Source organism: Flavobacteriales bacterium, from assembly GCA_016716605.1.
In the GTDB taxonomy this organism is placed as follows: Bacteria; Bacteroidota; Bacteroidia; order Flavobacteriales_F; family PHOS-HE28; genus PHOS-HE28.
On sequence record JADJWA010000001.1, the window covers coordinates 3,584,733 to 3,609,789 of the forward strand.

General features: G+C 62.9%; 22 protein-coding genes. 11 read left to right on the top strand and 11 right to left on the bottom strand.

Annotated features, from left to right (window positions below):
* Position 1: 1 nt before the first annotated feature.
* The 6 genes from IPM12_14565 to IPM12_14590 all read right to left on the bottom strand — a co-directional run bounded on the left by IPM12_14565 (position 2) and on the right by IPM12_14590 (position 5,518).
* Positions 2 to 418 (bottom strand): DUF2141 domain-containing protein, encoded by a 417-nt coding sequence (locus IPM12_14565; GenBank protein MBK9149026.1) that lies wholly within the window; start codon positions 416 to 418, stop codon positions 2 to 4.
* A complete protein-coding gene (locus tag IPM12_14570; protein ID MBK9149027.1) occupies positions 406 to 1,005 on the bottom strand; it encodes a leucyl/phenylalanyl-tRNA--protein transferase in 600 nt (199 codons plus the stop codon). The genes IPM12_14565 and IPM12_14570 overlap by 13 nt, the downstream gene beginning before the upstream one ends.
* Positions 1,005 to 2,654 carry a S8 family serine peptidase gene (locus IPM12_14575; protein MBK9149028.1) on the bottom strand — a complete coding sequence of 550 codons (1,650 nt, stop codon included), beginning with the start codon at positions 2,652 to 2,654 and terminating at the stop codon, positions 1,005 to 1,007. Before IPM12_14575 ends, IPM12_14570 begins: the two co-directional genes overlap by 1 nt.
* Position 2,655: 1 nt before the next feature.
* Positions 2,656 to 3,348 carry a hypothetical protein gene (locus IPM12_14580; protein ID MBK9149029.1) on the bottom strand — a complete coding sequence of 231 codons (693 nt, stop codon included), beginning with the start codon at positions 3,346 to 3,348 and terminating at the stop codon, positions 2,656 to 2,658.
* A gap of 2 nt (positions 3,349 to 3,350) precedes the next feature.
* Positions 3,351 to 4,445, bottom strand: coding sequence for a tRNA 2-thiouridine(34) synthase MnmA (mnmA, locus tag IPM12_14585; protein ID MBK9149030.1), 1,095 nt, complete (start codon positions 4,443 to 4,445; stop codon positions 3,351 to 3,353).
* A 77-nt stretch (positions 4,446 to 4,522) separates the two neighbouring features.
* Positions 4,523 to 5,518 (bottom strand): toxin-antitoxin system YwqK family antitoxin, encoded by a 996-nt coding sequence (locus IPM12_14590; GenBank protein MBK9149031.1) that lies wholly within the window; start codon positions 5,516 to 5,518, stop codon positions 4,523 to 4,525.
* A 103-nt stretch (positions 5,519 to 5,621) separates the two neighbouring features.
* Here IPM12_14590 and IPM12_14595 point away from each other — a divergent pair, with 103 nt between their 5' ends.
* From IPM12_14595 to IPM12_14630, 8 genes are all read left to right on the top strand, one after another.
* Entirely contained in the window at positions 5,622 to 6,938 is a 1,317-nt protein-coding gene (locus IPM12_14595; protein ID MBK9149032.1) for an MATE family efflux transporter, read from the top strand.
* 9 nt (positions 6,939 to 6,947) lie between these two features.
* Positions 6,948 to 7,499 (top strand): hypothetical protein, encoded by a 552-nt coding sequence (locus IPM12_14600; GenBank protein ID MBK9149033.1) that lies wholly within the window; start codon positions 6,948 to 6,950, stop codon positions 7,497 to 7,499.
* Between the two features lie 3 nt (positions 7,500 to 7,502).
* Positions 7,503 to 9,203 (top strand): peptidase C45, encoded by a 1,701-nt coding sequence (locus IPM12_14605; protein MBK9149034.1) that lies wholly within the window; start codon positions 7,503 to 7,505, stop codon positions 9,201 to 9,203.
* On the top strand, positions 9,200 to 10,459 hold the full coding sequence (locus IPM12_14610) for an AMP-binding protein (GenBank protein MBK9149035.1): 1,260 nt from the start codon (positions 9,200 to 9,202) through the stop codon (positions 10,457 to 10,459). The genes IPM12_14605 and IPM12_14610 overlap by 4 nt, the downstream gene beginning before the upstream one ends.
* Before the next feature lie 45 nt (positions 10,460 to 10,504).
* Entirely contained in the window at positions 10,505 to 11,152 is a 648-nt protein-coding gene (locus tag IPM12_14615; GenBank protein ID MBK9149036.1) for a hypothetical protein, read from the top strand.
* Positions 11,149 to 12,435, top strand: a complete 1,287-nt coding sequence (locus IPM12_14620; protein ID MBK9149037.1) for a tryptophan 7-halogenase — start codon at positions 11,149 to 11,151, stop codon at positions 12,433 to 12,435. The genes IPM12_14615 and IPM12_14620 overlap by 4 nt, the downstream gene beginning before the upstream one ends.
* A 27-nt stretch (positions 12,436 to 12,462) precedes the next feature.
* The gene (locus IPM12_14625) at positions 12,463 to 13,551 is read left to right on the top strand and encodes an SAM-dependent methyltransferase (GenBank protein ID MBK9149038.1); all 1,089 of its coding nucleotides are present in this window, start codon (positions 12,463 to 12,465) and stop codon (positions 13,549 to 13,551) included.
* A 95-nt stretch (positions 13,552 to 13,646) separates the two neighbouring features.
* Positions 13,647 to 14,129 carry an acyl-CoA thioesterase gene (locus IPM12_14630; GenBank protein MBK9149039.1) on the top strand — a complete coding sequence of 161 codons (483 nt, stop codon included), beginning with the start codon at positions 13,647 to 13,649 and terminating at the stop codon, positions 14,127 to 14,129.
* 6 nt (positions 14,130 to 14,135) lie between these two features.
* Here the strand turns inward: IPM12_14630 and IPM12_14635 are convergent, their stop codons facing one another.
* Both IPM12_14635 and IPM12_14640 read right to left on the bottom strand, forming a co-directional pair.
* Positions 14,136 to 14,543, bottom strand: a complete 408-nt coding sequence (locus tag IPM12_14635; protein ID MBK9149040.1) for a hypothetical protein — start codon at positions 14,541 to 14,543, stop codon at positions 14,136 to 14,138.
* Positions 14,544 to 14,614: 71 nt separating this feature from the next.
* On the bottom strand, positions 14,615 to 15,613 hold the full coding sequence (locus IPM12_14640) for a choice-of-anchor L domain-containing protein (protein MBK9149041.1): 999 nt from the start codon (positions 15,611 to 15,613) through the stop codon (positions 14,615 to 14,617).
* 410 nt (positions 15,614 to 16,023) lie between these two features.
* Between IPM12_14640 and IPM12_14645 the strand changes: the two genes are divergently transcribed.
* The 3 genes from IPM12_14645 (at position 16,024) to IPM12_14655 (ending at position 20,034) form a co-directional block, all read left to right on the top strand.
* Positions 16,024 to 17,472, top strand: a complete 1,449-nt coding sequence (locus IPM12_14645) for a Do family serine endopeptidase (protein MBK9149042.1) — start codon at positions 16,024 to 16,026, stop codon at positions 17,470 to 17,472.
* Between the two features lie 171 nt (positions 17,473 to 17,643).
* A complete protein-coding gene (locus IPM12_14650; protein MBK9149043.1) occupies positions 17,644 to 18,507 on the top strand; it encodes an RNA polymerase sigma factor RpoD/SigA in 864 nt (287 codons plus the stop codon).
* Positions 18,508 to 18,579: 72 nt separating this feature from the next.
* The gene (locus IPM12_14655) at positions 18,580 to 20,034 is read left to right on the top strand and encodes a glyceraldehyde-3-phosphate dehydrogenase (protein ID MBK9149044.1); all 1,455 of its coding nucleotides are present in this window, start codon (positions 18,580 to 18,582) and stop codon (positions 20,032 to 20,034) included.
* Positions 20,035 to 20,497: 463 nt separating this feature from the next.
* Here IPM12_14655 and IPM12_14660 read toward each other — a convergent pair whose 3' ends face one another.
* The 3 genes from IPM12_14660 to IPM12_14670 are packed head-to-tail and all read right to left on the bottom strand — an operon-like array spanning position 20,498 to position 25,049.
* Positions 20,498 to 22,615, bottom strand: a complete 2,118-nt coding sequence (locus IPM12_14660) for a ComEC/Rec2 family competence protein (GenBank protein ID MBK9149045.1) — start codon at positions 22,613 to 22,615, stop codon at positions 20,498 to 20,500.
* A gap of 24 nt (positions 22,616 to 22,639) precedes the next feature.
* Positions 22,640 to 23,842, bottom strand: a complete 1,203-nt coding sequence (locus IPM12_14665) for a class I SAM-dependent rRNA methyltransferase (protein ID MBK9149046.1) — start codon at positions 23,840 to 23,842, stop codon at positions 22,640 to 22,642.
* A gap of 1 nt (position 23,843) precedes the next feature.
* Positions 23,844 to 25,049 carry a SpoIID/LytB domain-containing protein gene (locus IPM12_14670; protein MBK9149047.1) on the bottom strand — a complete coding sequence of 402 codons (1,206 nt, stop codon included), beginning with the start codon at positions 25,047 to 25,049 and terminating at the stop codon, positions 23,844 to 23,846.
* Between the last annotated feature and the right edge of the window lie 8 nt (positions 25,050 to 25,057).

Genomic DNA, 25,057 nt, shown 5'->3' on the forward strand with positions numbered 1-25,057 from the left:
CCTACTTCAGCTTCACGGCGGTCACTACCGGCACATGCCCGATGGTCACCGCTGCTTCCTCGAATGTGGGAGGTCCGAACCGGCCGCGCGCATCATTGCCGAAACCATACGGCTCGTTGGGGATTCCGATCGCATTCGTGTCGAGCGCACCGTTGCTGTTCACATCGTGGAAGACCTTGATGGCATGATCTCCGGGAGGCAAGCTCAGGAACACGACACGCGGTTTGGCCCCGTTTGCGGTCACCTCTTTGGTCAAGCACCCTTTCTCGGTTGTGTACGCCGCTTCACTCGGGCACAAGGCCACCAGCAATTTGCCGCCAGCCTCGGGCTTGCTCAGGATCATGTCGATGGTTAGAGAGGCCTGCGCTTGAGCGAGGCATGCTGAGAGAAGGCCGATGAGGAGGATCAGGGTTCGCATGGGAATCGCGCGTTGCTTGCTAGGGCATCCTTCAATCGGCGGTCGAAGTCCGTTGCACTGATCTCGAAGGCGCCCAATGACCGGGTGAAGGGGTTGATGTACTGGGTATCGAAGAGCATGAATCGTGCAGCTCTGAGTTCAGCCGCGAGTGCGAAGAACGACGCCTTGCCTGCATTGTTCAAGCCGAAGAGGCTCTCACCGAAGAAGGCCGCCCCAAAGGCCACACCGTAGATGCCGCCTACAAGCTTGCCCTCGCGCCAGGCCTCTACTGAATGCGCATGGCCTTGTCGATGAAGCTCGGTGTAGGCGTCAATCATGCGATCATCGATCCAGGTCTCAGCGCGATCGGCGCATCGGCGCATCACTTCTTCAAAGCAGCGATTCAACGTGATGGTGAAGCGACCAGTTCGGAGGTGGCGCTCGGTCGTGGTGTCGGGCTTCAAGCTGGACAGTTCTAACACCGCTCGACGCACGGGCCGATGGATGTGGATCACCCCATCATTATCAACCATCGGGAACCAGCCGCGCTGATAGAGCTGCAAGAGCACATCAGCAGAAAGACCGATGCCCGCTTCAGCATCAACCATCACTTCACGGCACGCACCGTCCGCGTTGCACCATCCACACTGACCTGGAAGAACCAAAGGCCGCGCGGCAGTTCTTCCAACGACCCGACCTGCAAGGTTCCATTGGCGACCATCGCGCTGCGCTGAAAGGACGATCGGCCGGAAGCATCGAGGATGCCCACCGTCGCGAGGCCATCGGCCATGCCCGGTATGGTCAGGGTCACCCTGTCATCGAAGGGAACGGGATAGGCCCATATTGGCGATGCGCCTCCGGTGTCCGCTACCGCCGTGGTAAGCGTGAGCCATGCATGCGCCTGCATGAAGTCGGGGATGCCGTAGCCCATGCTGTCGTTGGGCGTGAGGTAGAGGTGGGCGCTGCGTCGCACGGCGTCCATCAGATCATGCGCAGTGCGCTGCGGATGCAATTGCCAGAGGCAGGCCACGAGCCCGGCGAGGATCGGCGAGCTGAAGGAAGTGCCATTGATCGCGGCCACGCTATCGCCCTCCAGCCGGAGTCCGATGGCCCCGGCGCCCATGGCCATCACATCGGGTTTCACGCGGCCATCGGCACTGGGGCCGAATGCGCTGAACCCCGCGTGCAACTCGTTCTCGCCCACCGCGCCCACTGCGAGGATGTCGATGGCATCCGCTGGCGCGCTGATGTAGTGCCATGCCCCCCAGCCGTTGTTGCCCGCGCTCTGCACCGGGATCATGCCCTTCTGCGCGGCCATGCCCGCTGCGATGCTGATGCGCGTGGTGGCGCCGTCGAGTTCCGCATAGGTGTGGCTCAGCAGCGAGTCGTCGTAGGTGGTATAGCCGAGCGAGGTGTTGAGCACATCGCAGCCCAGGCTGTCGAGTAATTCAGCGCCGGCCACCCAGTTGTCCTCTTCAACAGGCATTTCGAAGGCGACCTCCTCGGTGCGCACCAAGGCGTAATCGGCGGCGGGCGCGGTGCCCTGAAGGTAGCCGGGGAGTATTCCGGTCATGCACGAGAGCACGCTGCGGCCGTGCCAGTGATCGTCGTACACATCGCCGTCGTGGTTCACCATGTCGCGGGTGAGCACGATGCCCTCGCGCGCGCGCAGGTCGGCGAAGGCGGCCAGCGAATCGGTGTCCTCGAAGCCGGAATCGAGCACGCCGATGAGCATGCCCTGCCCTTTGGCGTCCATGGCATGCAGCTCATGTCCGTTGAGCATGCTGATCTGCGCCCAAGACCAGCCGTAATCCTCGGGCTGGCCTCCGCGCGCTACCATGGGCGGCGGCGCCTCCAGGGCGAATTTCTCCAGTGGCTGCGGGGAAAGGGAAAGGCGACGGGTACTCCTAACATTGCTCACGAAGGGCAGCTGTCCGATGGCATCCAGCGCGTCTGCATCCGAGGTGCGGATGGTGATTGCGTTGAGCCACTTGCTCCGATTGATCAGCTGCACTTCACCGATGGCGAGCACGGCGCTGATGTACGCCGGGTCAACGGGCAGGTCGCTCTCGTCGACAGCGATGCCCTGCGCTTGCCTCCGGGCGATCGAACGCTCCGAGAGGAAATCCTGCGGCTCACCGATGGAATAAGGCGTGGCGTCCTTGTCGGTGAACTGCACCCAATAGGTATCGGGGCCGGTTTGCGCGGCGGCGCCGAAGGCGAAGACGAAGAGCCCGGAAGTGATGGTTGCGCGCATGCTAATCGGTTCCGTGGGCCACAGCCACCATCGTGAGATAATTCCCCCTGATCCTCAGTTGGGCCGGGGCAGGCGGCGGCGGGTAGTGCCATTGTGAATTGGAGACCACCCAGCGCTTGTGCACCAAGCCGATGTCCTGGCTGTAGCGCTCTTCGTGGACGACCGTATCCACCAGGTTCGGTGGCACGGTGTTCTTCACCAGCACGGTGGCTCCATGGCTGAGGCCACCACCGCTCCATGGCAGTCCGACCTCGCGGAAGGCCACTTCCAATTCATCCTCGATGTTGTACACGTTAAGGTCCCAGCGGCGACCATCGCGCACGGGGAAGCTGAGCTTCAAGCGCCGGTGATTCTCCTCAGAGACCTCGGCCGCATTCTCGTCCACGGTGCTCGTCCAGACATCGCGCACTACCCAATTGCTGTCCGCATCGAGCACGGATCGATGGATCCTCCATGCGGTGCGCCCGGCGGGATCCGTGTACTGCTCCACCACCTTCTCCTTCAGGCGGTAGCTCACGGAGCCCTGCACGGCGGCGCCATCATCGCGCCAAGAGCTGTCCACTTGGTACTCGATCCAAGCGCCCACCGAGCGCGGGAAATAACCGTAGCCCAGATCGGGCTGCATGGCCTCCTCCTTCTTGCAGGAGCTGAGCGCAGCGATCGCGCTCACCACGAATATGAGGGTGTGCTTCATGGTCAAGGCCTATCGATGAACCCGCCGCCGAGCACATCATCGCCCAGATAGAAGACGGCGCTCTGCCCGGGTGCGATGCCTGCCACGGGGGCGTGGAATTCCACTTGCACGCGTTCGCCATCCATTTTCAGTGTTCCGGGCGTGCCTTTGTCCTTGTAGCGGATCTTCACCATGGCCTCCATCTCTCCTACCAACGCCTCCACCAGCTGGAAGTTCGGCTTGCGCACCCACATGCTGGACCGGTCCAGGTCGCTCTTCCGGCCCAGCACCACGGTATTGGACTCCGGCTGGATGTCGGTCACGTACATCGGCTCTCCGGTGGCAATGCCCAGGCCTTTGCGCTGGCCGATGGTGAAGAAGGGGTAGCCATCGTGCTCGCCGAGGGCTTCACCGCCGGTGCTCACCAGCTTTCCTTGCGCCAGCTTGGCCGTGGCCTCGGGCTCTTTCCGCTTCAGGAACCCGCGATAGTCGTTATCGGGGATGAAGCAGATCTCATAGCTCTCACTCTTCTGCGCGAGCTCAGGGAATCCGCTGTCCATGGCCATCTGGCGGATGGCGCTCTTGCGGAAGTGTCCGATGGGGAATCGCGTGCGCGCGAGGTTCTTCTGCTCGAGGCCCCACAGCACGTAGCTCTGGTCCTTGGTCTCATCGAGCCCCTTGCGCACGGCCCATCGGCCGTCGGCGTGCTGGAGCGATTGCGCATAGTGCCCCGTGGCGATCAGTTCGCAGTCCATCATGTCCGCGCGCTTGAGCAGGGCCTCCCATTTGATGAAGGTGTTGCACAGCACGCAGGGGTTCGGCGTTCGGCCGGCCATGTACTCGCGCGTGAAGTTGCCGATGATGGCATCGCCGAATTCCTCGCGGATGTCGATGATCATGTGGTGGAAGCCGCGGCTCACTGCCATGTTCCGTGCATCGTTGATGCTATCGAGGTCGCAGCAGCCCGTGATCCGCTTGCCGCCGCTGGCATCGGCGTAGTCCCAGGTCTTCATGGTGACGCCGATCACCTCATAGCCCTGCTCGTGCAGCATCAGCGCGGCAACGGAGCTGTCCACTCCGCCGCTCATGGCCACTAGGATGCGTCCGTGCTTGCTCATGCTCGTTCCCTCTTGATTCCTTCCGTGCTATCCGATCAACCACCCTTCCGCACTTCGCCCCTTCCCTGCCTCACTCCCTACTTCTGCTCCTCCCCTGCCTTGTACTTCACCGTCCGCAATAGCTTGCCCTTCTCATCATACTCCTTCACCTCGCCTTCGAGCAGGTCATTCACATAGGTGCCCTCGCGCTTCTTGGTCTGCCCTTCGAGCACGCGCTCCATGTCGGCCGGCAGTCCCATCGATTCATCGGGCTTGGCCGACTTCACCACCCACTTCCCGTTGTCGTGCCACTCGGTGAATCTGCCCTCGCGCTTGCCCTTCTTGTAGGTATGCTCGCTCTTGGGGCGCTCATCGTCGAAGTACTCGATGAAGGTGCCGTTCTCCTTGCGCTCCCTTACCAGCTCGCCCTTGGCATAAAGCGCTTGCAGCTGCAGTGATCCATCGGCATTGAAGTAGTGCCAGGTCCCTTCGCGAACGCCGTTCACTGCATCGCCCTCGATCTCCTTCTTGCCATTCGGGTGGTAGAAGGTCATGCGGCCGTCAGCCTCACCGTTCACATAGGTGGCTTCGCTCTTCAGCTTGCCATTGGCGAACCAGCTCTTGCTTGCACCGTGAAGCTCGCCGGCCACGCGCTCCTCACGCTCGGCCATTTGTCCGTTGGGGTAGTAGGAGAGCTGCTCGCCGTGGAGCTTTCCGTCGCGGAAGCGCTCGACCTTGCGCAGGCTGGCGTCCTCCGAATAGTAATTCCAAGTGCTGTCCTTCTGCTGCCCGGTGTATCTGCCTCGGGCCATCACCGCACCGTTGATGTGGTAGTGCTCCGCGCGGCTCGTTCGTCCATCGCCGGCGTGGAGCTGCGTAGTGGTCAGGCGCCCCTTCTCGTCATAGTGCCTGAATTCGCCCGTAGGCTTATCGTCGATGAAATGGCCCTTATACCGCAGCTGACCATTGGGCCAGGCTTTGCTCCACGCACCCTGTTTGCGGCCTTTGGCATCGGTGGTGTTGGGTGCTGGCTGGGCGGCCGAAGAGAGCACCGCAAGGACGCACAGGACAATGAGGAAGGCACGGGTTCGCACGGCGCGAAAGTAGTTGAGGGGTGAAGGCCCCTCGAGGAGCAAAGACAAGGCCGACGGCGCCATCGCCCAACGGCAACCGGAGCGCCATCATCTTTGCGCCGCCTTGAGCGCGCGCCCACCCATTTCACGCAAGGACATCGACCGGCTGGCGGTACCGGCGATCATCAGCGGCATCGCGGAGCCAGTGATCTCGTTGGTTGATACGGCCTTCGTGGGGCGACTGGGCACTGCGGATCTGGCGGCGGTGGGCATTGCGAGCAGCTTCTTCCTGCTGGTGGTCTGGGTGCTGGCCCAAACACGCAGCGCGGTGCTCGCCGTGGTGGCGCGGTACTACGGCGAGGACCGTCTGGAAGCGGTGGCCGGCCTGGTGCCCATAGCCATCTGGATGAACTTCGCGCTGGGCTTCGTCTTCTTCGCCCTTACCACCGCCCTTGCCGAGCCGATCTTCCGCCTTTACAATGCCGAAGGCGAGATCCTGGACAAGGCGGTCGAGTACTACCGCATCCGCAGCTTGGGCCACCCGATCGTGCTGGCCACCTTCGCCCTCACCGGCGCTTTCCGCGGCATCCAGAACCTGAGATGGGGCATGTGGATCAGCATCATCGGCGCGGCGGTGAACGGCGCACTGAATCCGCTGCTGATCTTCGGCTGGGGTCCGATTGAAGGGATGGGAATCGCTGGCAGCGCATGGGCCAGCCTGTCCGCGCAGGTCGTGATGTTCGCCATCGCCGTATGGATCATGCAGGCGCATACGCCCTTCAGCATAGTACCCAAGAGCTGGCATCACCCGGAGCTGAAGGGCCTCTGGCTGCTCAGCACGAATCTCTTTACGCGCACCATCGCCCTCAACATCTGCTATTACCTGGGCAACCGCTACGCTACGGGCTATGGCGAGGCATACATCGGCGCGCACAGCATCGCCATGCAGATCTGGCTCTTCAGCGCCTTCTTCATCGACGGCTATGCGGCTGCCGGCAGCGTGCTGGTAGGGCGGCTCAATGGGGAGCGCAACTGGCGCGAGCTGCACCGGGTGAGCTGGCAGGTGGTGCGCATGAGCGTGCTGATCGGAGCGGCGCTGGCGCTGATCTACCTCATTGGCTATCGCAGCATCGGCCATCTGTTCACGCAGGATGAGCGGGTGCTCGAACTGCTCTATGCCGTGTTCTGGATGGTGGTGATCACGCAGCCGATCAACGCGGTGGCCTTCGCCTTCGACGGCGTGTACAAGGGCCTCGGCAACGGCAAGATCCTGCGCAACGTGCTGCTGATCTCGGCCTTCGGCGTCTTCATCCCGGTGGCCTGGGGCATGCACCTGCTCGATGCCAGGCTCTTCGCGGTGTGGACCGCATTCCTCCTGTGGATGGCCGTGCGCGGCCTGCTGCTCGCCCTGCACTTCGAGAAGCACCATCGGCCCGCCTAACTTCGTCCCATGCGAAGCCCGATTCTCGCGATCCTGCTCCTGGCCGCCGTGCAGGGCGCAGCCCAGGACTTCGGTGATTGGGACGATCCCCCGCAGAGCTGGCGCGACCGCATCTGGTTCGGCGGCGGATTGAATGTCGGCTTCGGCACCATCACTGCTGTGCAGATCGATCCCGTGGTCGGGTATAAGCTGGACCAGAAGGGCCGCTATTCGGTGGGCCTGGGTGGCAGCTACTGGCATTTCCGCGACAACACGCCGGGCTACCAGTACCGTGAGACGGGCCTCGGCTACCGCGCCTTCAACCGCTTCCGGGTGATTCCGCCGGTGTTCCTGCACGCCGAGTTCCTGCATCTGCGGGTGCCGGTGTGGAGCCCTACCGATCGCGGATTCGTGAACACTTGGGTCCCGCACCTGCTCGTAGGCGGGGGCTATATGCAACGAATCAGCCCTGGCAGCTCGCTCTATGTGCAACTGCTCTATGAGGTGATGCAGGACCCCAACAGCGTGTACCGCTTCTGGCGCGGGCCAATCCTCGGCGGCGGCGTCGGCATCGGGTTCTGAATCATGCCCGCCCGCCGCGCGCTTCGCCGCCTCCGCAACATCGCGCTCACCGCATTAGCGCTGCTTGTCATCGGTGCCATGTGGTTCGCCATCGAGGTGCATGTATCCGCACCTTTGAAGGAAGGCGAATCGGATCAGGTGCCAGTGCGCACGCTCGGCCCCGATGGCCGCTGGCACGTAGGCCGCAATTGGCTCGGTCGCGATAGCCTTGGCCTTTATGAGGCGCATATCGAAGGCGGGGAGCTGGAGCGTGGCCTAGCCTATGGCGCCCTGGCCAACGAACTCATCGAAGAGCAGGAGCGGATCTTCGTAGGCCGCTTGCGCGAGATGGTGCCGGGAGCCGTGCGGCTAGATTACCTGAAGTACTTCACCGCCTGGTACAACCGTGACCTCGACGAGCACGTGCCGCACGAATACCTGCGCGAGATCTACGGCGTGAGCCGCTCCTTCTCCGATGCGTACGACTTCGTAGGGCCGAAGTACATGCGCGCCCTCAACTACCACGCGGCGCACGACATCGGCCATGCGCTCACCGACCTTGCCATGGTGGGCTGCACCTCTTTCGCGGCGAAGGGAGAACGATCGGCAGACGGCCAGCTGATCATCGGCCGCAACTTCGACTTCTGGATGGGCGACGACTTCGCCCGGAAAAAGCTCATCCTCTTCATCAGGCCCGATGAAGGGATCCCGCACGTATTGGTGAGTTGGGGCGGCTTCATGGGGGCCGCTTCGGCCATGAACCTCGAGGGCCTATCCGTAACCATCAACGCCGCGCGCAGCGAACTGCCCTACGGCGCGCGCACCCCCATAGCACTGCTGGCGCGCGCCATCGTGCAGCATGCCGCAACGATCGACGAGGCCATCGCCATCGCCGCAAAGCATGAGGTGTTCGTGAGCGAGAGCATCCTGGTGGCCAGCGCGCGTGATGGCCGCGCCGTGATCATTGAGAAGGCCCCGGATGGCATGGACGTGTACGATCCCGGCAGCGATCTGCTCGTTTGCGCCAACCACTATCAAAGTGATCGCTTCAAAGACAGCGCGCCCAACCAAGCCAACATCCGCGAGAGTGACAGCATGGCGCGCTACAGGCGCATGCAGCAGCTCATTGACTCGGCAGGCCCGCTTGACCCGAGCAATGCGGCGGCGATCCTGCGCGATCGCAAAGGACTCAACGGCGCTGAACTGGGCATGGGCAACCCGGCATTGATCAACCAGCTCATCGCGCATCATGCTGTGATCATGCAGCCGGCCGAGCGCCGCCTCTATGTGAGCGCATGGCCTTACCAATTGGGCGCCTTCGCCTGCTATAATCTCCGTGACGTGTTCGCGCGCAGCGCTTCGATAGACGGGCTCACCATCATCCGCGATACCGCGCGAACCATTGGTCCCGACCCTTTCCTCCGCACGTCTCAATTCGCCGAGCACCAATGGTGGCAGCAGCAGCGCACGCGGATCGCAAGCAGCGTGCTTGCAGGCGCGCCCATCACCCTAACCGCTCAGGAATCGCAGCGCTTCGTCGCGGCAGCACCTGCCAGCTACATCACGCACATGGCATTGGGCGATCTGCATCGCGCCCGCGAGGAGAAAGCCTTAGCAGCGGAGCGGTACAGCGCTGCGCTTCGCCTGCCCGTTGCGTCGGAGAAAGAACGTGAACGCTTGGAGGAACGCTTGCGCGCTTGCACCTTGGCGGCCGCTGAGCCATGAGCGACCCGCTTCCCTCTTTCGCCGCGCTATCATTCGAACGCTTTCAGGCATATGTGGAGGACCTGCGTTCGCGATCCCCGTGGTACCGCGAACGGCTCGCCACCGTGGGAAGCCTGCGCACCGCCGACGACTTCACGCGCCTCCCTTTCACCACCAAGCAGGAATTGAGCGAGCATCATGGCCGCTTCCTCAGCGTGACGCGATCCGACATCGCGGAGCATGTGTTCACCAGCGGGACTACGGGCAGGCCCGTGCCCTTCGCGCTTAGCGCCACCGATGTGGATCGCTTGGGCGCCAATGAGCGCCAATCACTCGCCATGGCCGGCATCACCGCCGCCGACACCGTGCAGATCACCACCACGCTCGACAAGCGCTTCATGGCCGGACTGGCTTATTGGCTCGGGCTTCGGGCCATCGGCGCTGGCGTGGTGCGCAGCGGTCCTGGCAATGCAGAGGGCCAGTGGGAGACGGCAAAGGAATGCGGGACCACCACGCTCATCGGCGTGCCTTCCTTCCTGTTGCGCATGCTGCGCGAATGGGAGAAGCGCGGGCTGCGCGTGGACCAAACGTCCATCACCCGCGCCGTGTGCATCGGTGAGCCCATCGCATCCGGATTCGGCGCGCCCAACCTGCTTGCGCAGCGCATCATGGAGCTTTGCGGATGGTCCTTGAACGGCACCTACGCCAGCACCGAAATGGCCACGGCTTGCACCGAAGCACGGCCTTTCGCGGGGCACGTGGTGCCCAGCGATCTCATGCACATCGAAGTGGTTGATGATGAAGGCAGGCCCGTGCCCGAAGGCGAAGCCGGTGAAGTCGTGGCCACACCCTTCGGGGTCGAGGCCATGCCCCTGCTGCGCTTCCGCACCGGCGATGTGTGCGCTTGGCGTTGGGGCATCGACGCGAAAGGCCATCCGGCCAAGCTGCTTGGTCCTGTGCTGGGGCGAAAGGAGCAACGGCTCAAGGTGAAGGGCACCACGCTCTGGCCACAGCAGATCATTGATGCGCTCAATGCGGAGGAGGGGCTCGAAGGCTTCGCGATCATTCGCGAGCGCGATGAGCACGGCGGCGATGCCCTGCGCGTGCTGGCCGCAGCCCCGGCTCCCGTGCTGCATGACCTTGGAGACCGGCTGGCCGACCGGCTCCGCGTGCGCCCTGTGGTGGAAGCCATCAGCAGATTCGAGCTCGACAAGCTGATCCATGACCCGAGGCAGCGGAAACCGATGATCGTCATCGATCGAACCGCCCAGGTGTAGCACCTTTGCGCCGCACCCGAAACACTCATCAATCCCCAAGAGCCCATGCGTTCATCAGCAATCACTCTCTGCGCCATCGTGTGCCTCCTTCTGCTGAGCCCTTCGCACGCCTGTGCACAGGCCAGCATGAATTCCATCCTCACCGGCAAGACCACGCTCACCTGGGTGGGCATCGACTTCAGCGCCGTACAGCTCGCCACGCGCGCCGACTTCGGTGAATTGGAGAGCAACGGCCCTGGATACTTCGCCCGGTGGAACAACCTTCTTGAAGCCGAACCTGCCAAATTCGACATGACCGGCGCCCTGAAACTGGGCTACGTGAAGCACGCCACCAGCGTGGTGCTGCCGATCAACGATGCGATCGACCTCTCGAAGTGCTACCCGGCCTCCATCCAAGCCTTCGACCGTGAGCGCGTGCCTGATATGATCGCGCGTTACGACATGAGCGGCTTCGAGGGTGCAGGCGTGGTGCTCCTCGCGCACAGCTTGAGCAAACCTGCGCTCCGCGGCGAATTCGTGGTTGTCTTCTTCGATGCACAGACCAAAGAAGTGCTGCATGCCGAGCAGATCAGCGGCAAACCTGCGGGCTTCGGCCTGCGCAATTTCTGGGCAGGCGCCGTTGCCGGTGTGCTGAAGGAGATCAAGGGCACCTACTACAAGGCGTGGGAGGCCAAATACGTGAAGGGTAAGTGACCGCCGCGCCTGAGTCGCGGTACGACGCCCTCATCATCGGCGCTGGCCCTTCGGGAACCGTGGCTGCGGCTTGGCTCGCGAAACAGCGCCATCGCGTCGCGGTGCTCGAGCGCGCCACCTTCCCTCGCTTCGTGATCGGCGAGAGCCTGCTGCCACTGAGCATGGGCCATTGGGAGGAGACCGGCATGCTGCCCGCGCTGCAAGCCCAGAACTACGCCATCAAGCGTGGCGCGCGCTTCTACCGCGATGGCAAGCAGTTCAATCTGGCCTTCGGGGAGAACTTCACGCCCGGCTGGACCTGGACCTGGCAGGTGCCGCGCGACCACTTCGACAACGTGCTCGCGCAGGAGGCGCAGCGATCGGGCGCTGAAGTCCACTTCGGCCATGAGGCGTTGCGCTTGGATCTGGAGCATGCCGATGGCGTGGAGCTAATCACCCGGCACGAAGGACGCGAGCACCGCTTCACCGGCCGCTTCATCATCGACAGCAGCGGTTATGGCGGCACCTTGGTGAAATTGCTTGGCTTGCAGGACCCGCCCTCCCAGAATGGCCGCATGGCCCTCTTCGCGCACGTGGAAGAGACCGACGAGCACCGAGCCCGCTACTTCGAGCCCATGCAGATCAGCTTCGATGTGCTGGCCCGCGAGCTGTGGCTCTGGAGCATCCCCTTCTCCAATGGCCGCACCTCCATCGGTTTCGTGGGTGACAAGAGCCATTTCGCGGAAGCCATGGCGCTGGGCTCCGATGCCTTGGCCATGAAGCGCATGCTGCAGATCCCCAATGCCTTCGGCGACCGCTACTCCAACGTGGAGTTCGTGCATGGCCCGCAGGTGATCCGCGAATACACGCACTACAACCACGCCCTAACCGGCCAGCGTTACGTGCTCACCGGCAACTGCGCGGGCTTCCTCGATCCCGTGTTCAGCAGCGGCGTGGCCTTCGCCACCGAGAGCGGGCTCTGCGCGGCCAAGCTCCTTGATCGGCAGCTGCGCGGCGAGGCCATCGATTGGAAGAGTGAATACGAGGACCATATCCGCAGCGGCGCCGAGGTGTTCCGCACGTACGTGGACACCTGGTACGACGGCGACCTCCAAGAGGTCTTCTTCGCAGATGATGTGGAGCAATCGCACAAGGAGCGCATCATCTCGGTGCTCGCCGGCTACGTATGGGACAGGACCAATCCCTATGTGATCAAGCACGGCAAGGCGGTCCGCGCCCTGGCGCACGCGATCCGGCTGCGCGATGACAGTCGAGGAGCCCAGGCAGCCGCAGACCTACATTAGGCGCCCAACGAACGGGGCATCATGCTCATGAACAAAGTGGAAAGGAAGCGCGGTGACGCGGACGAGAGCAGTGCTGCCGATGCGCGCTCCGAAGCTCAGCGCATCGCATTCGGCCCTGTGCTCTTCCAGGCCTGCCAAACCATGCGCCGCATCGGCTTGCTGCACGCGATGGCAGAGGCCCGCACCGCAGGAGCCACCGAAGCCGAGCTGATCGCCTCCTGCGGCATATCGCCCTACGGCTTCCGCGTGCTCATCGACATGGCCCTCACCGCGAACGTGGCCTGGCAGCGCGCCGACCGCTTCGGTCTCACCAAGACCGGACACATGCTCGCCACCGATGAGATGACGCGCGTGAACCTCGACTTCGTGGACGACGTTTGCTACAAGGGTCTCGCCCACCTCGAGGAGGCCGTGCGCACCGGAACGCCAGCCGGGCTGCGCGAGCATGGTTCCTGGCCCACGGTGTACCAGGGGCTGGCGCACCTGCCTGGTGATTTCCGCAAGAGCTGGTTCGAGTTCGACAACTACTACAGCGACCGCTCCTATCCTGAAGCGCTTAGAATCGTATTCCGCGGCTCCCCTCGCGTGGTCATGGATGTAGGCGCCAACAACGGCAAATGGAGCCTGGCGTGCCTGCGTCACGATCCGGACGTGCGCATGATCGCCGTGGACCTCCCCGGCCAGCTGCGCGACCTCGAGCGCAACATCGCCCAAGCAGGCATGAGCTCCCGCGTGACCACGCACCCCGCAGACATGCTCGATCCGGCAAGCACGCTCCCCCAAGGCGCCGATGCCATCTGGATGAGCCAATTCCTCGACTGCTTCGGCGAGGAAGAAGTGGTGACCATCCTGCAGAAGGCTAAGGCTGCTCTAAGCGCGGATGCATCGCTGTGGATCATGGAGACCTTCATCGATCGGCAGCGCTTCGAGGCTGCCGAGTTCTCCTTGGCCGCCACCTCCCTCTACTTCACGGCCATCGCCAACGGCAACAGCCGCATGTATCGCGCCGAGCACTTTGAGCCCCTGGTTGAGCGCGCCGGGCTGCGCATCGTGGAGCGGATCGACGATGTGGGCCTCGGGCACAGCATGCTCCGGTGCATGGTGCCGAATGCCTGATCAACGCTTTGCTGATGTGGCCACCTTGGTGCGCAAAGGCATCCTGGTGCGCATGAAGTGAATGCGGAACACGCTAGGCTTCGCACCTTCGCTCCATGGCCCTCGACTACTCCCCCACCCCCGGTAGCATCCTCACCATCCGATTCCAGGACTGCGACCCCTTCAACCATCTCAACAACGGGCGTTACACCGACTACTTCCTCAATGCGCGCGAGGACCATCTGCTGGAGCATTACGGTCTTGATATCTACAAGATCGCGCGCGAGACGGGGCTGTGCTGGGTGGTGAGCACGAGCCAGATCGCCTACCTGCGCCCGGCCATCACCATGGAGAAGGTGCTCATCGAGACGCAGTTGATCAGCTGGTCGCCCAAGCATGTGCAGGTGGAGATGCGCATGTGGGACGAAGGCCGCAAGGCACTGAAGAGTTTCTGCTGGATGAGCTTCATCCATTTCGACCTGCGCACGGGCAAGGTGGCCACGCACAACGAAGGATACGTGGAGCTATTCCAACGCGTGCATGCGCCGGTATCAGAAGAGAGCTTCGATGCACGGCTGGCGGCGCTGAAGGCCGGCTGAGGCCCTTTATTCGAAGGTGAAGAAGAAGTAGCGGACCGCGGCCCACTCCTTCGGGATTCCTGCTGCATAGCCGATGGTGCTGCGCGATGCGTTCTCCACGCGGCCATCCTCGTTCACGTACCCGATGATGCTCCGGCTGCTGTTCTCCACGCGCCCATCGTCGTTCACATAGCCCACGGTGCTGCGGCTGCTGTTCTCGATCCGGCCATCGTCGTTGATGTAGCCGATGGTGCTGCGCGAGGCGTTTTCGATGCGTCCGTCCTTGTTGATGTAGCCCACAGTGCTGCGCGAGGCGTTCTCGATCCGGCCATCGGCGTTGATGTAACCTGTGGTGCTGCGGGAGGCGTTCTCGATGCGCTGCGCATGGCCGCCGATCGCAACCAGGCTGAAAAGGGCGATGAGGAGATTACGCATGCGGTTGATCGAACTTCACGCGACGGGCGATCAAGAACCGCGCGGCGCCATGCGTAATGCGCTGAGCGGGCTCATTCCTTCACGAAGCGCACGGGTTGCAGTCCCTCGATGCCGACGGCGTGCGCCACGTACACGCCCTGGCCAAGCTCGTTGGTGCCGACGACCGTGCGCTCGCCACTGATCCGCTCTCGCAGCACGAGGCGTCCGCTGGAATCGAGCACGAGCAGTTCGGCACTGATCGCATCGGCAGGCGCCAGCACGGTGATGCCATCGGTTCCGGCGATCACGCGCATCGCTGAGGCGTTCTCCTCTGGCACGCGCGTGCTGATATCGTTGCTGCGGAAGCTGAAGGCCTCGAGGAAGACGCCGCTGTCGAAGGCCATGTCGCTCACATCGGCGATGGCCACCTTGAAGTGGTAGACATCATCGGGCGAGACCTCGGCGAAGACGGTGAGGTTGGTGGTGAAGCCATCATAGGCCACGTACTGTCCGCTGCCGGTCAAATTGTCCACGAAGTAGGCGCTGTTCTGGCCCGCGTTCACGTTATTGATCGCCACCGGTGTGCCATCGGGCAGCGCAGCCACATTGGTGGGTGTCGGAAAGCCCGGGCCGCTGAGCCAGATCGCGAATACATCATTGAATCCACTGCCCACGAATTCGGGGTACTCCTCACTGCCGAAGCTGAAGTTGAAGAGCAGCGTATCGCCCGTCGGGATGCAATCGAATTCGAGCACGCAGGCGTCGTAGGTAGGGAAGCCGGCCACCGCTGCGGAAAGGTCAGGGTCTCCGGAGGTGCCCGGAGCGCTGGAGGCGAAATCGGCCGCCAATCCAGCCACCAGATCCGCGCTACCCGTGGTGAGCACCAGGCCCTCTTCAATCTCCATCTCCGAGGCCCCGCTGAACTGACCCATGGCACTGCCCGCGCAATTCACCGTCACGTTCTGGATGGAGACGTTCAAGCCTTCAAGCAATTGCGCCACATCGGATAGGCTCAGGCTGTCGGTGACGGTGAGCTGAGCGTTGGCGGATCCGGCGAGGATTGCTAAAGCGAGTGCGTATAGCTTCTTCATGGTGGTGCGGTTTGGCGAGGTGAAAGTAGCCGCCCGGATCGATCTGCCAAGTTCACCGGGCGAACACCGCATCAACCATGGTGAACAGCGATCGCCACCGCCCCGAAACAGCGGAGCCGCCCGCTCTTGGAGTGGACGGCCCGCCGACCAGAACTGAATCCGCCAGGTGGCGGACCTTCGCTCGGTGCAAGGGTAGCGCGCAGTGGAGACCTGTGCATCTTTCTACACGGCGAGAATGCCGCTTCGATATACAGGGCTGAGCGGCTCACCGGAGGAGTCCTGATGCATCCGGCGATCAACACACCTTAACGCGACAGCGCGTCACTTCCGCGCTGACAGATCGTTGTTTCGTGGTGACGGGCATGCCCTTTGATCGGCGCGCCCAGCAAAACAGAACCAGCATGAAACGTGTGATCGGCCCTCTCCTATTCGGCATCGTTGGCGGTTTCATCGCCCTTTCCATCCATCAGCGCTTCTTCGCGGAGTCTCCTGCCCTTCAATCCGAGCTTCAGCCGGCACCGGGCACCCCAGTATCGTATGTGAGCATCCCCACGGCCAGCGGTACGCCAGTGGTGGCGGTGGATTTCGCCGAGGCCGCCGAGCGCAGCGTGAATGCCGTGGTGCACGTCACCACCGAGACGACGATCAATGTGCGCGACCCCTTCGCCGACTTCTTCTGGGGTTATCGTGCGCCCAGCCAGCAGCGCCAGCAGCAAGGCGCGGGCTCTGGCGTGATCATCAGCGCCGACGGGTACATCGTCACCAACAACCACGTGGTGGAAGGCGCTGACAAGATCATGGTGCACCTGAACGACCGTCGCCAATTCGAAGCGCGCATCGTGGGCCGCGACCCCAGCACGGACATCGCAGTTCTTAAAGTGGAAGGCGAAGGCCTGGCCACACTCGGCTACGGCAATAGCGATGAGGTGCGCGTGGGCGAATGGGTGCTGGCCGTGGGCAATCCGATGAACCTTACCAGCACGGTCACCGCCGGCATCGTGAGCGCCAAGGCGCGAAACATCAACCTGCTCCAGTACGACCCGAGCCGCGACGTGTTCCCGATCGAGAGCTTCATCCAGACCGATGCGGCCGTGAACCCCGGCAACAGCGGCGGAGCCTTGGTGAATGCCAGCGGCGAACTGGTGGGCATCAACACCGCCATCGCGAGCAACACCGGGCAGTACACGGGATACTCCTTCGCCGTGCCGGTGAACATCGTGAAGAAGGTGGCGGGCGACATCGTGGAGTACGGAAGCGTGCAGCGCGCCTATCTCGGGGTGAGCATCCGCGACATCGACCAGAAGCTCGCGCAGGAACTGCTCATGGATAAGCCCCGGGGCGTGTATGTGAACGGCCTCACCGATGGCGGTGCAGCGGCCGATGCCGGATTGGAGAAGGGCGATGTGATCACCCGCGTGGGCAGCATCGCCGTGAACAACGTGCCGCAGCTGCAGGAGCAGGTGGGCAAATTCAAGCCCGGCGACCGCGTTCCGGTGACCGTGCTCCGCGAGGGCGGTGAGCGCGTGGTGGAACTCACCCTGCGCGGCCGCGAAGGCAGCACCGTGGCGATGAAGACCAGCAAGGCGCCGATGGAGACGTTCGGCGCTGAACTCCGCCCGGCAACGGACGAAGAGCTCCGGGCGCTGAGGCTGAAGAGCGGCGTGAAGGTGGCAGCAGTGAATGGCGGCAAGTTCCGCGCGAGCGGTATCCGCGAAGGCTTCATCATCACGCGCATCGATCAGCAACCGGTGAGCGGCCCGGCCGATGTGGAGAAGGCCTTGGCCAGCAAGCGCGGCGGCGTGCTGGTTGAAGGCGTGTATCCCAACGGCATGAAAGCCTATTACGGCCTGGGCCTCTGACGCTCAAGCCGCGTGTTCGCGGATTCCGGAAGATTGCGGTGCCCGGGGGCTTGTCCGGTGAAGCAGGAGGCCCCTACCTTCGCCGCCCGTCTTCAGTATATCCGCAACTGACCGACGGTCGCGCCTCAAACTACATAATCACCTAATACCCAGACGACCGTGGCATCAAGGATGCGTCAACTCAAGATTACCAAGTCGATCACCAACCGGGAAAGCCAGTCGCTGGACAAGTACCTGCAGGAAATCGGCAAAGAAGGCCTGATCACCGCCGACATGGAGGTGGAACTGGCCCGGCGCATCAAAGAAGGTGATGGGAAAGCGCTGGAAAAGCTGGTAAAGGCCAACCTCCGCTTCGTGGTATCGGTGGCCAAGCAGTACCAGAACCAGGGCCTGAGCCTCCCCGACCTGATCAACGAGGGCAACCTTGGCCTGATCAAGGCGGCGCAGCGATTCGATGAGACCCGCGGCTTCAAGTTCATCAGCTATGCCGTGTGGTGGATCCGCCAGAGCATCCTGCAGGCCTTGGCCGAGCAGAGCCGCATCGTGCGCCTGCCGCTGAACCAGGTGGGCTCGCTCAACAAGATCAACAAGGCCTTCGCGAAGCTCGAGCAGGAGTTCGAGCGCCCGCCCAGCGCGGATGAGCTGGCCGCCAGCCTCGACCTGCCTCCGGAGAAGGTGGCCGACACCATGAAGGTGAGCGGCCGCCACATCAGCATGGATGCGCCTTTCGTGGAAGGCGAGAGCAACAGCCTGCTGGATGTGCTGCCCAACAATGACAGCACCCCAGCCGACCGCCTGCTCCTGAACGAATCGCTGAGCAAGGAGATCGAGCGCGCCTTGAGCACCCTCACCGAGCGCGAGCGCGATGTGGTGAAGCTCTTCTTCGGCATCGGCATCAACCACGGCCTCACGTTGGAGGAGATCGGCGCCAAGTTCGACCTCACCCGTGAGCGTGTGCGCCAGATCAAGGAAAAGGCGATCCGGCGATTGAGGCATACCAGCCGCAGCAAATTGCTGAAGGCCTACCTCGGATAAGCATCGCGCCCCGTTCCAATGAACGGGGCGTGTTCGTCCTGTACCACCCAATCACTTCCCACCTACAACCGAATGGAAACCCTCGAAGCGAAAGCCGGTTACGAGGCCGGCCTGAAGGAATTCGTGGCGCGAGAGCGCGCAGCCGTTGAACTGCTCAGCGCCGCTGGCCAATTGATGTACGGCAAGGGCGTGGAGCTCGTCTTCTTCCGTGACCAGCTGATCGACATCAGCACCAGTGAGGCTCTCAAGCGGTTCCATTACGCCAGCGATGTGGTGAAGAAGCCCATCGACGTGTTCACCTGCGTGCAGATCGCCAAGGCCCTGCTCGACTTGGACCTGGCCCCGAGCAAGATCGACATCGCCAAGCTCACCTGGGAGTTCACTCAAGGTGGCAAGCGCGACCTGGATAAATTCCTGAGCACCACACTCGGCTCATTCGTCGGGCTCGACAAGCACAGCTTCGAGCCGCGCGATGTGGTGCTATACGGATTCGGGCGCATCGGGCGCATCGCCGCGCGCGAACTGGTGAAACAGGCCGGCAAGGGCCAGCAGCTCCGCCTCCGCGCCATCGTCACCCGCACCCTCACCGATGAGGAGATCGTGAAGCGCGCCGCATTGCTCCGCAACGACAGCGTGCATGGAGCGTTCAAAGGCAGCGTGGTGGAGGACGTTGCGGGCAAGGCCCTCGTCATCAATGGCCAGCGCGTGCAGCTCATCGCCGCCAACAACCCGGAGGACATCGACTACACGGCCTATGGGATCAATAACGCCTTGATCATCGACAACACCGGCGCCTTCACCAAGCGTGAAGCGCTTGGCCGGCATTTGCAGGCCAAGGGCGTGAACAAGGTGATCCTCACCGCGCCGGGAAAGGAGATGCCCAACATCGTCTATGGCATCAACCACAAGGATCTCGATGTGGACAAGGAGCAGCTCTTCAGCGCAGCCAGCTGCACCACCAACGCCATTTCGCCCGTGCTGAAAGTGATGGAGGACAGCGTCGGCATCGAGAAGGGCCACATCGAAACGGTGCATGCCTACACCAACGACCAGAACCTGCTCGACAACTACCACAAGAAGCCGCGCCGTGGCCGCAGCGCAGCGATCAACATGGTGATCACCAGCACTGGAGCCGGAAGCGCGGTGACCAAGGCCATCCCCAGCCTGAAGGACAAGCTCACGGCCAACGCCGTGCGCGTGCCCACGCCCAACGGCTCGCTGGCCATCATGAGCCTGAACTTGAATCGCAAAGTGACCCGCGACGAGGTGAATGAACTGATCCGCCACGCCGCCCTCAACGGTGAACTGGTGAATCAGATCCACTACCACATCGACCCGGAACTGGTGAGCAGCGACATCATCGGCGACAGCTGCTGCAGCGTGTTCGACAGCAACGCCACCATCGTCGGCCCGGACGGCAAGAGCTGTGTGCTCTACGCCTGGTACGACAACGAATTCGGCTATACCAAGCAAGTGATCCGCCTGGCCAAGCACGTAGCCAAGGTGCGGCGCCTGATCTATTACTGAGCCGTAGCCGCCTGCATCGAAGAGGCCTCCGCAAGCGGGGGCCTCTTTTGTTGGTGCCGGCCCCAAGAACGGGCAACCCCGGCATTCGCTGCCGGGGCTGCATCATGCGACGGGATTATAGGCAGGCACGCTCGATTGTCCGTCGTAGAAAACCAGACTCAACCAGCAACCGCGATCAGCACGATCCCCAGCACGGCGGAAACGAATGCCAGCAAGCAGATCCGGTTCACCAGATTCCAAGCCGCTGACGGCTGCAGCTCGCCGCGCAGGAATGCATGGAACGTTTGCATGGCGCAAACGTCGATGCCTGCTTCAGAGGATAATAGCGTGGTTTACACGGGGTACCCCCTGTGAAAAAACACGTATCGCCAGCAAGATCCTTGGATTTCCGGGCACCTGGTTCCATGTGGCTTGCTCCCGATCCAGAATCGACCCGGGCCCATACTCCACTGATATTCTGTGCTCAACGAATCGCTCGCAGAACGAAAGCACCTTGATCCCTGATCGAATGAGCTTGAATTCCCAATTCTTGGGCCTTCTGGATCAATCGCTCCTTCAGGTAGCCGGGAAGCGTTGCGGCCAATACCCAATGCCGCGTTCTGGAGCACCGATTCAGCACCTCATCACGCACCACCCGAATATCGTGGAACACCACTGCATCGCACGAATCGAGGTCCGCATGCGGTTGGAAACGACCCGTAATGAAGCGCACATCAAAGGCTCCAGAGCGCCACTGATCACGAGACAACCATGTTGAGCCGGCACGCGCTATTGCCAGGTCTTCGGGTTGTACGACGATGGCCACGGAGTCCGATCCGATGGATCGCTCATGCCGCTCGATCCGGCGCTTGGTGAAAGGATCATCGAAGATGCTGTCATGCGTTGCCATGACCACCAACTCGCGGCCGGTAAGCATGCAGGCCATCATGGACCGGTGGTCATCGTACACCACGAAGCCGACCTCCTCGGCCCGGTGCTTGGAGCGCCCGGCGGCTAGGACGATCAACAGCGCCGTGCATCCCAAGGCCGCCAGGCGCGCTCGCCGCCACTTCCAGACCAGCTCAGCAGCCAGCGCAACGATCAATGCGTACATCACCAGCATGTCGACCGCGCCGATGCGCACGGCTGGGTAGGCATGCGGCAGATCGGCGAACCATGCGCTGACATGGTCAACCGCCGTCAATAGCCACTGCATGCACCACGCGAGCGCATCACCGAGCCATGGCACCCGGTGCAGCACAATGAGCGCTACGCCGCCGAAGACGGCGAAGGTGACTCCCGTGACCACGATCAGGTTGGCGGGCAGGAACCAGACCGGGAAAGCCTTGAACTGCCAGATGGCCAAGGGTGCGGTGAGCAGTTGTGCGGCGAAGGAAACCACCAACAAGGACCAAGCATGTCGCAAGAGCCTCTGGCTGGGCGACCAGAGTGAGGAAATGGGCCGATAGAATGTGATGATGCCGAGCACGGCCAGCACCGAGAGCTGGAAGCCCGCGTGCTGCAGCATTCCGGGGTCCCATAACAGCAGGAAGAGCACCGCAGCGAACAAGCTGTTGAGATGATCGGGGCGGCGACGCCCCATCCCTGCGAGCGTGAACAAGCTGAACATGAAACTCGCGCGCAGCACGCTTGGAGCGGCGCCCGTGAGGCCCGCGTATGCCCAAAGCGCCAACAGGATCAGCACGCCGCGCACTACCCGGCTCCCATGCCCGCCGCCCCACCAGCCGAGCAGGAAAGAGAGCGCCGCATAGATGAGCCCCACGTGCATGCCCGAGACCGCCAGCACATGCACGGTACCGCTGCGCGCAAAGGCCGCGGATTGATCCGGATCAAGCTCGTCGCGCTGCCCGAGCACCAATGCTTTCACCAAGGCCCGTTCCCTGGCGCCCAACGCGGTGGCATTCAACCATTCGCTGACCGATTCGCGCGCATGCCGGAACGCATCGCTCCATCGCGGGGCTTCGCCGACCAGATGCCAGCGCTGCGCCGGTGCGAACAGTTCGTGCGTGATGCCCCGTGAGGACGCCCAAGCAGCGCGATCGAATCCGCCGGGATCAGGAACCCGGGCAATGGGCTCCAGTGCCGCGTCCACTGCGACCAAATCCCCGGCACCCGGCCAGGGCTCCTCGTTGCCTAGCAGGGTGACCATGGCGCGACCCCGAACCGGCAGGGTACTGCCCTCGCGGATGACAGCCCTGATGCTCACATCGGCGTGGAGCGCCTTGTCAGAGCTTCGATTCACAGCATCGATACGAACGAGGAAGGCCCCCTTGGCGTCGGCCTTGGCAGCGGCAGCGAGCGGATCGCGCGCGGGATCCATGAGCGACTGCCAGGTCATTCCGAACGTCAGGAACCACAGCATGAGCACGGCGCCGCGATGCCATCGCGTGCTGATGGGCTGTGGAGAGAGCACCAGTACGAATGCCGGGAGCGATGCCGCACCGAACAAGGGGAACAGGAGCGCCGATGAGGGGCTCAGCAGGTGGCCGATGCCGACTCCCAACGCGAAGGGCGTGGCCATGCGCACCATCGGCGCACGCACGATCGCGCTCCACGGTCCGTGCAGGTCCGCATCGTTCATGGCGAGGAAAAGGTAACTGGCGGATCAATCCAGCTCAAGCACCAGGCACTTGAGGTAGCGCGTCTCCGGCACGCTCCAATGCGGCGCATGGTCCGGGGGCTGTCCGCCATCATGCAGCTCACGGAGCCTGCGGCCTGCATCACGGGCGGCATCGGCCACCATGCTGCGGAAATCGGCTGGCGACATGTGCTGGGAGCAACTGCAGGTGATCAAGCGACCACCTGGCGGGATGCAGAGCATGGCGCGCAGGTTGATCTCCTTGTAGCCGCGATAGGCATTCGCCATGGAACCCTTGCTCTTGGCAAAGGCCGGTGGATCGAGCACGATGGCGTCCCATCGCTTGCCGCTTCGGCTCGCATCGGTGAGGAAGTCGAACACATTGGCGGCGCGGAAGCTGCACTGCGCCAGGCTGTTCAGCGTGGCGTTGCGCGCTGCCATGGCCACGGCTTCCGTGCTGATGTCGAGGCCGAGCACCTCGGTGGCCCCGGCCTTCGCCGCATGCAGGGCGAAACCACCGGTATGCGTGAAGCAATCGAGCACACGCATGCCCGAAAGGAAACGTTGCGCAGCGAGGTGGTTCTGTACTTGATCGAGGAAGTGCCCTGTCTTCTGGCCTCCGGCCACATCCACGTGCACGCGCACGGCATGATCGCCCATTCCCTCCTCAATCACCAGATCAGGGTCGAAAGGCCTGCCCTCGAATCCCTTCTCCATCGGAAGCCCCTCCTTTTCGCGGATGGGAACATCGTTCCGCATGTACACGCCATCGGGGCGCACGCATTCCCGCAGCGCCTCGATCACCGGCTCGCGCCAGCGTTCCATGCCCAGGGTGAGGAATTGCAGCGATAGCACCCGACGTCCGTCGCGCGCGTCGTGGAAGAGATCGGCCACCAGGCCGGGCAATCCATCGGCCTCCCCGAAAACGGCCCGGCAGCTGGTGCCATAACCCAGTCGCACACGCCGGTTCCAGGCCTTCTGGATGCGATCAGCGATGAAGTGCCGGCTCACCCGCTCCTCCGGGTTCCAGGTGAGCAGGCGGACCCGGATCATGCTGGCCGGATTGATGTAGCCCTGACCGATGGCGCGCCCTTTCACATCGGTCACGAGCACGACATCACCTGGCGCGTACGTCCCTTCCTCCTTCAGCACCTGGGTCGCGTACACCCACGGATGCCCTAGGAGCACGCGGTCGCTGCGGTCATCGATGCGGATGCGGGCCTGGGCCATATCAGGGCTGCTGCGTTCCGGCGCCGCCAACCTTCAAGGTGTCGCCTTCATCGCGGAAGAAATCGAGCGTGCCAAGGTCGATCAAATGGACGCTGGCGTAGTAATGGTGAAGGATGTCGGTATAGCTGAAGCCGGCCCGCGCCATGTTCATGGCCCCTTCCTGGCAAAGGCCCACCGCATGGCCGAAACCACGACCGCGCAGGAGCACGTGATCACCATCGGGGCTCACGGTGAAGAAGGTGCTGCGGAGCTTAAGGTCCTCGCGCACATGCTTCAGGTGGACCAAGGGCCATGTGCCCTGCAGGTATTGGCTGCGGCACTGCGGCGCGAAGTTGAGCGCCGCGTGCAGCTGGCTGCTGTCGGAAGCCACGAAGCCGAATCGCCGATCCAGGTAACCGAGCCACTCGGCGCGCGTGAGGCGCTTCTCCCAGTTCGCGTGCGGCGCCCTCAGGCAGAAGGTGTCGCGCACGGCACGCAGATAGGTCTCTTGCTTGCTCCAGAGGTCCTCCGCATTCATGGTCTCGCCGCCGCAATTGCTGTGGAAGGTGGCATGGATGAGCTTGATCTGCGCATCGACGATCACCAAGCCGCGGGTGGCTTCAGTAGCTGCAGCGATGAGCGCGTTCCGATTGCGCCCGTGATGCACCTGGCAATGCACGCCATCGCACAGGTCGAAGCCCTCCTCCGCATGCTTGCGTTGATTGGTGAGCGCGTAGGTGCGGCAGCTCACAGACTGCAGCTTGTAGTACTCCATGTGCTGGTCAGGACCAGCTTCGGCGCTCACCACCCCCGCTACATATGCTTCGATGGGCACCTCGTTCACCAACATCATCCTTCCGCCCACGACACCCGCGATCAGGCGCCCCGCATACTCCCTTCCATTCTTGGAGCCATCGGGCTTCACCTTGATCCCGCCATCACCATAGGGAACGAGCTCGATGCGCGATGCGGTGAAGGACATGGCCAGCGATTTCGCGGTGATCACCGTGCCCGCCGCTTCGAGCCGCAGCCCATCGGTGCTCTTCAGCTCGCCCTTCGGCTCACCATCGGCCAGCACCCGGCAGCTGCCGCGCGTGCTCATCACCAGCACCTGCTTCACCCGTTGATCGCGCAACAGGCCGATGCGCAGCGTGCGCTCCATGGCTTGCGGGAAAGCCTGCATAGCATGGCCCGCCAGTGCAACGAGCAGGACAAGGTTCCGGAGCATCGGCGCGA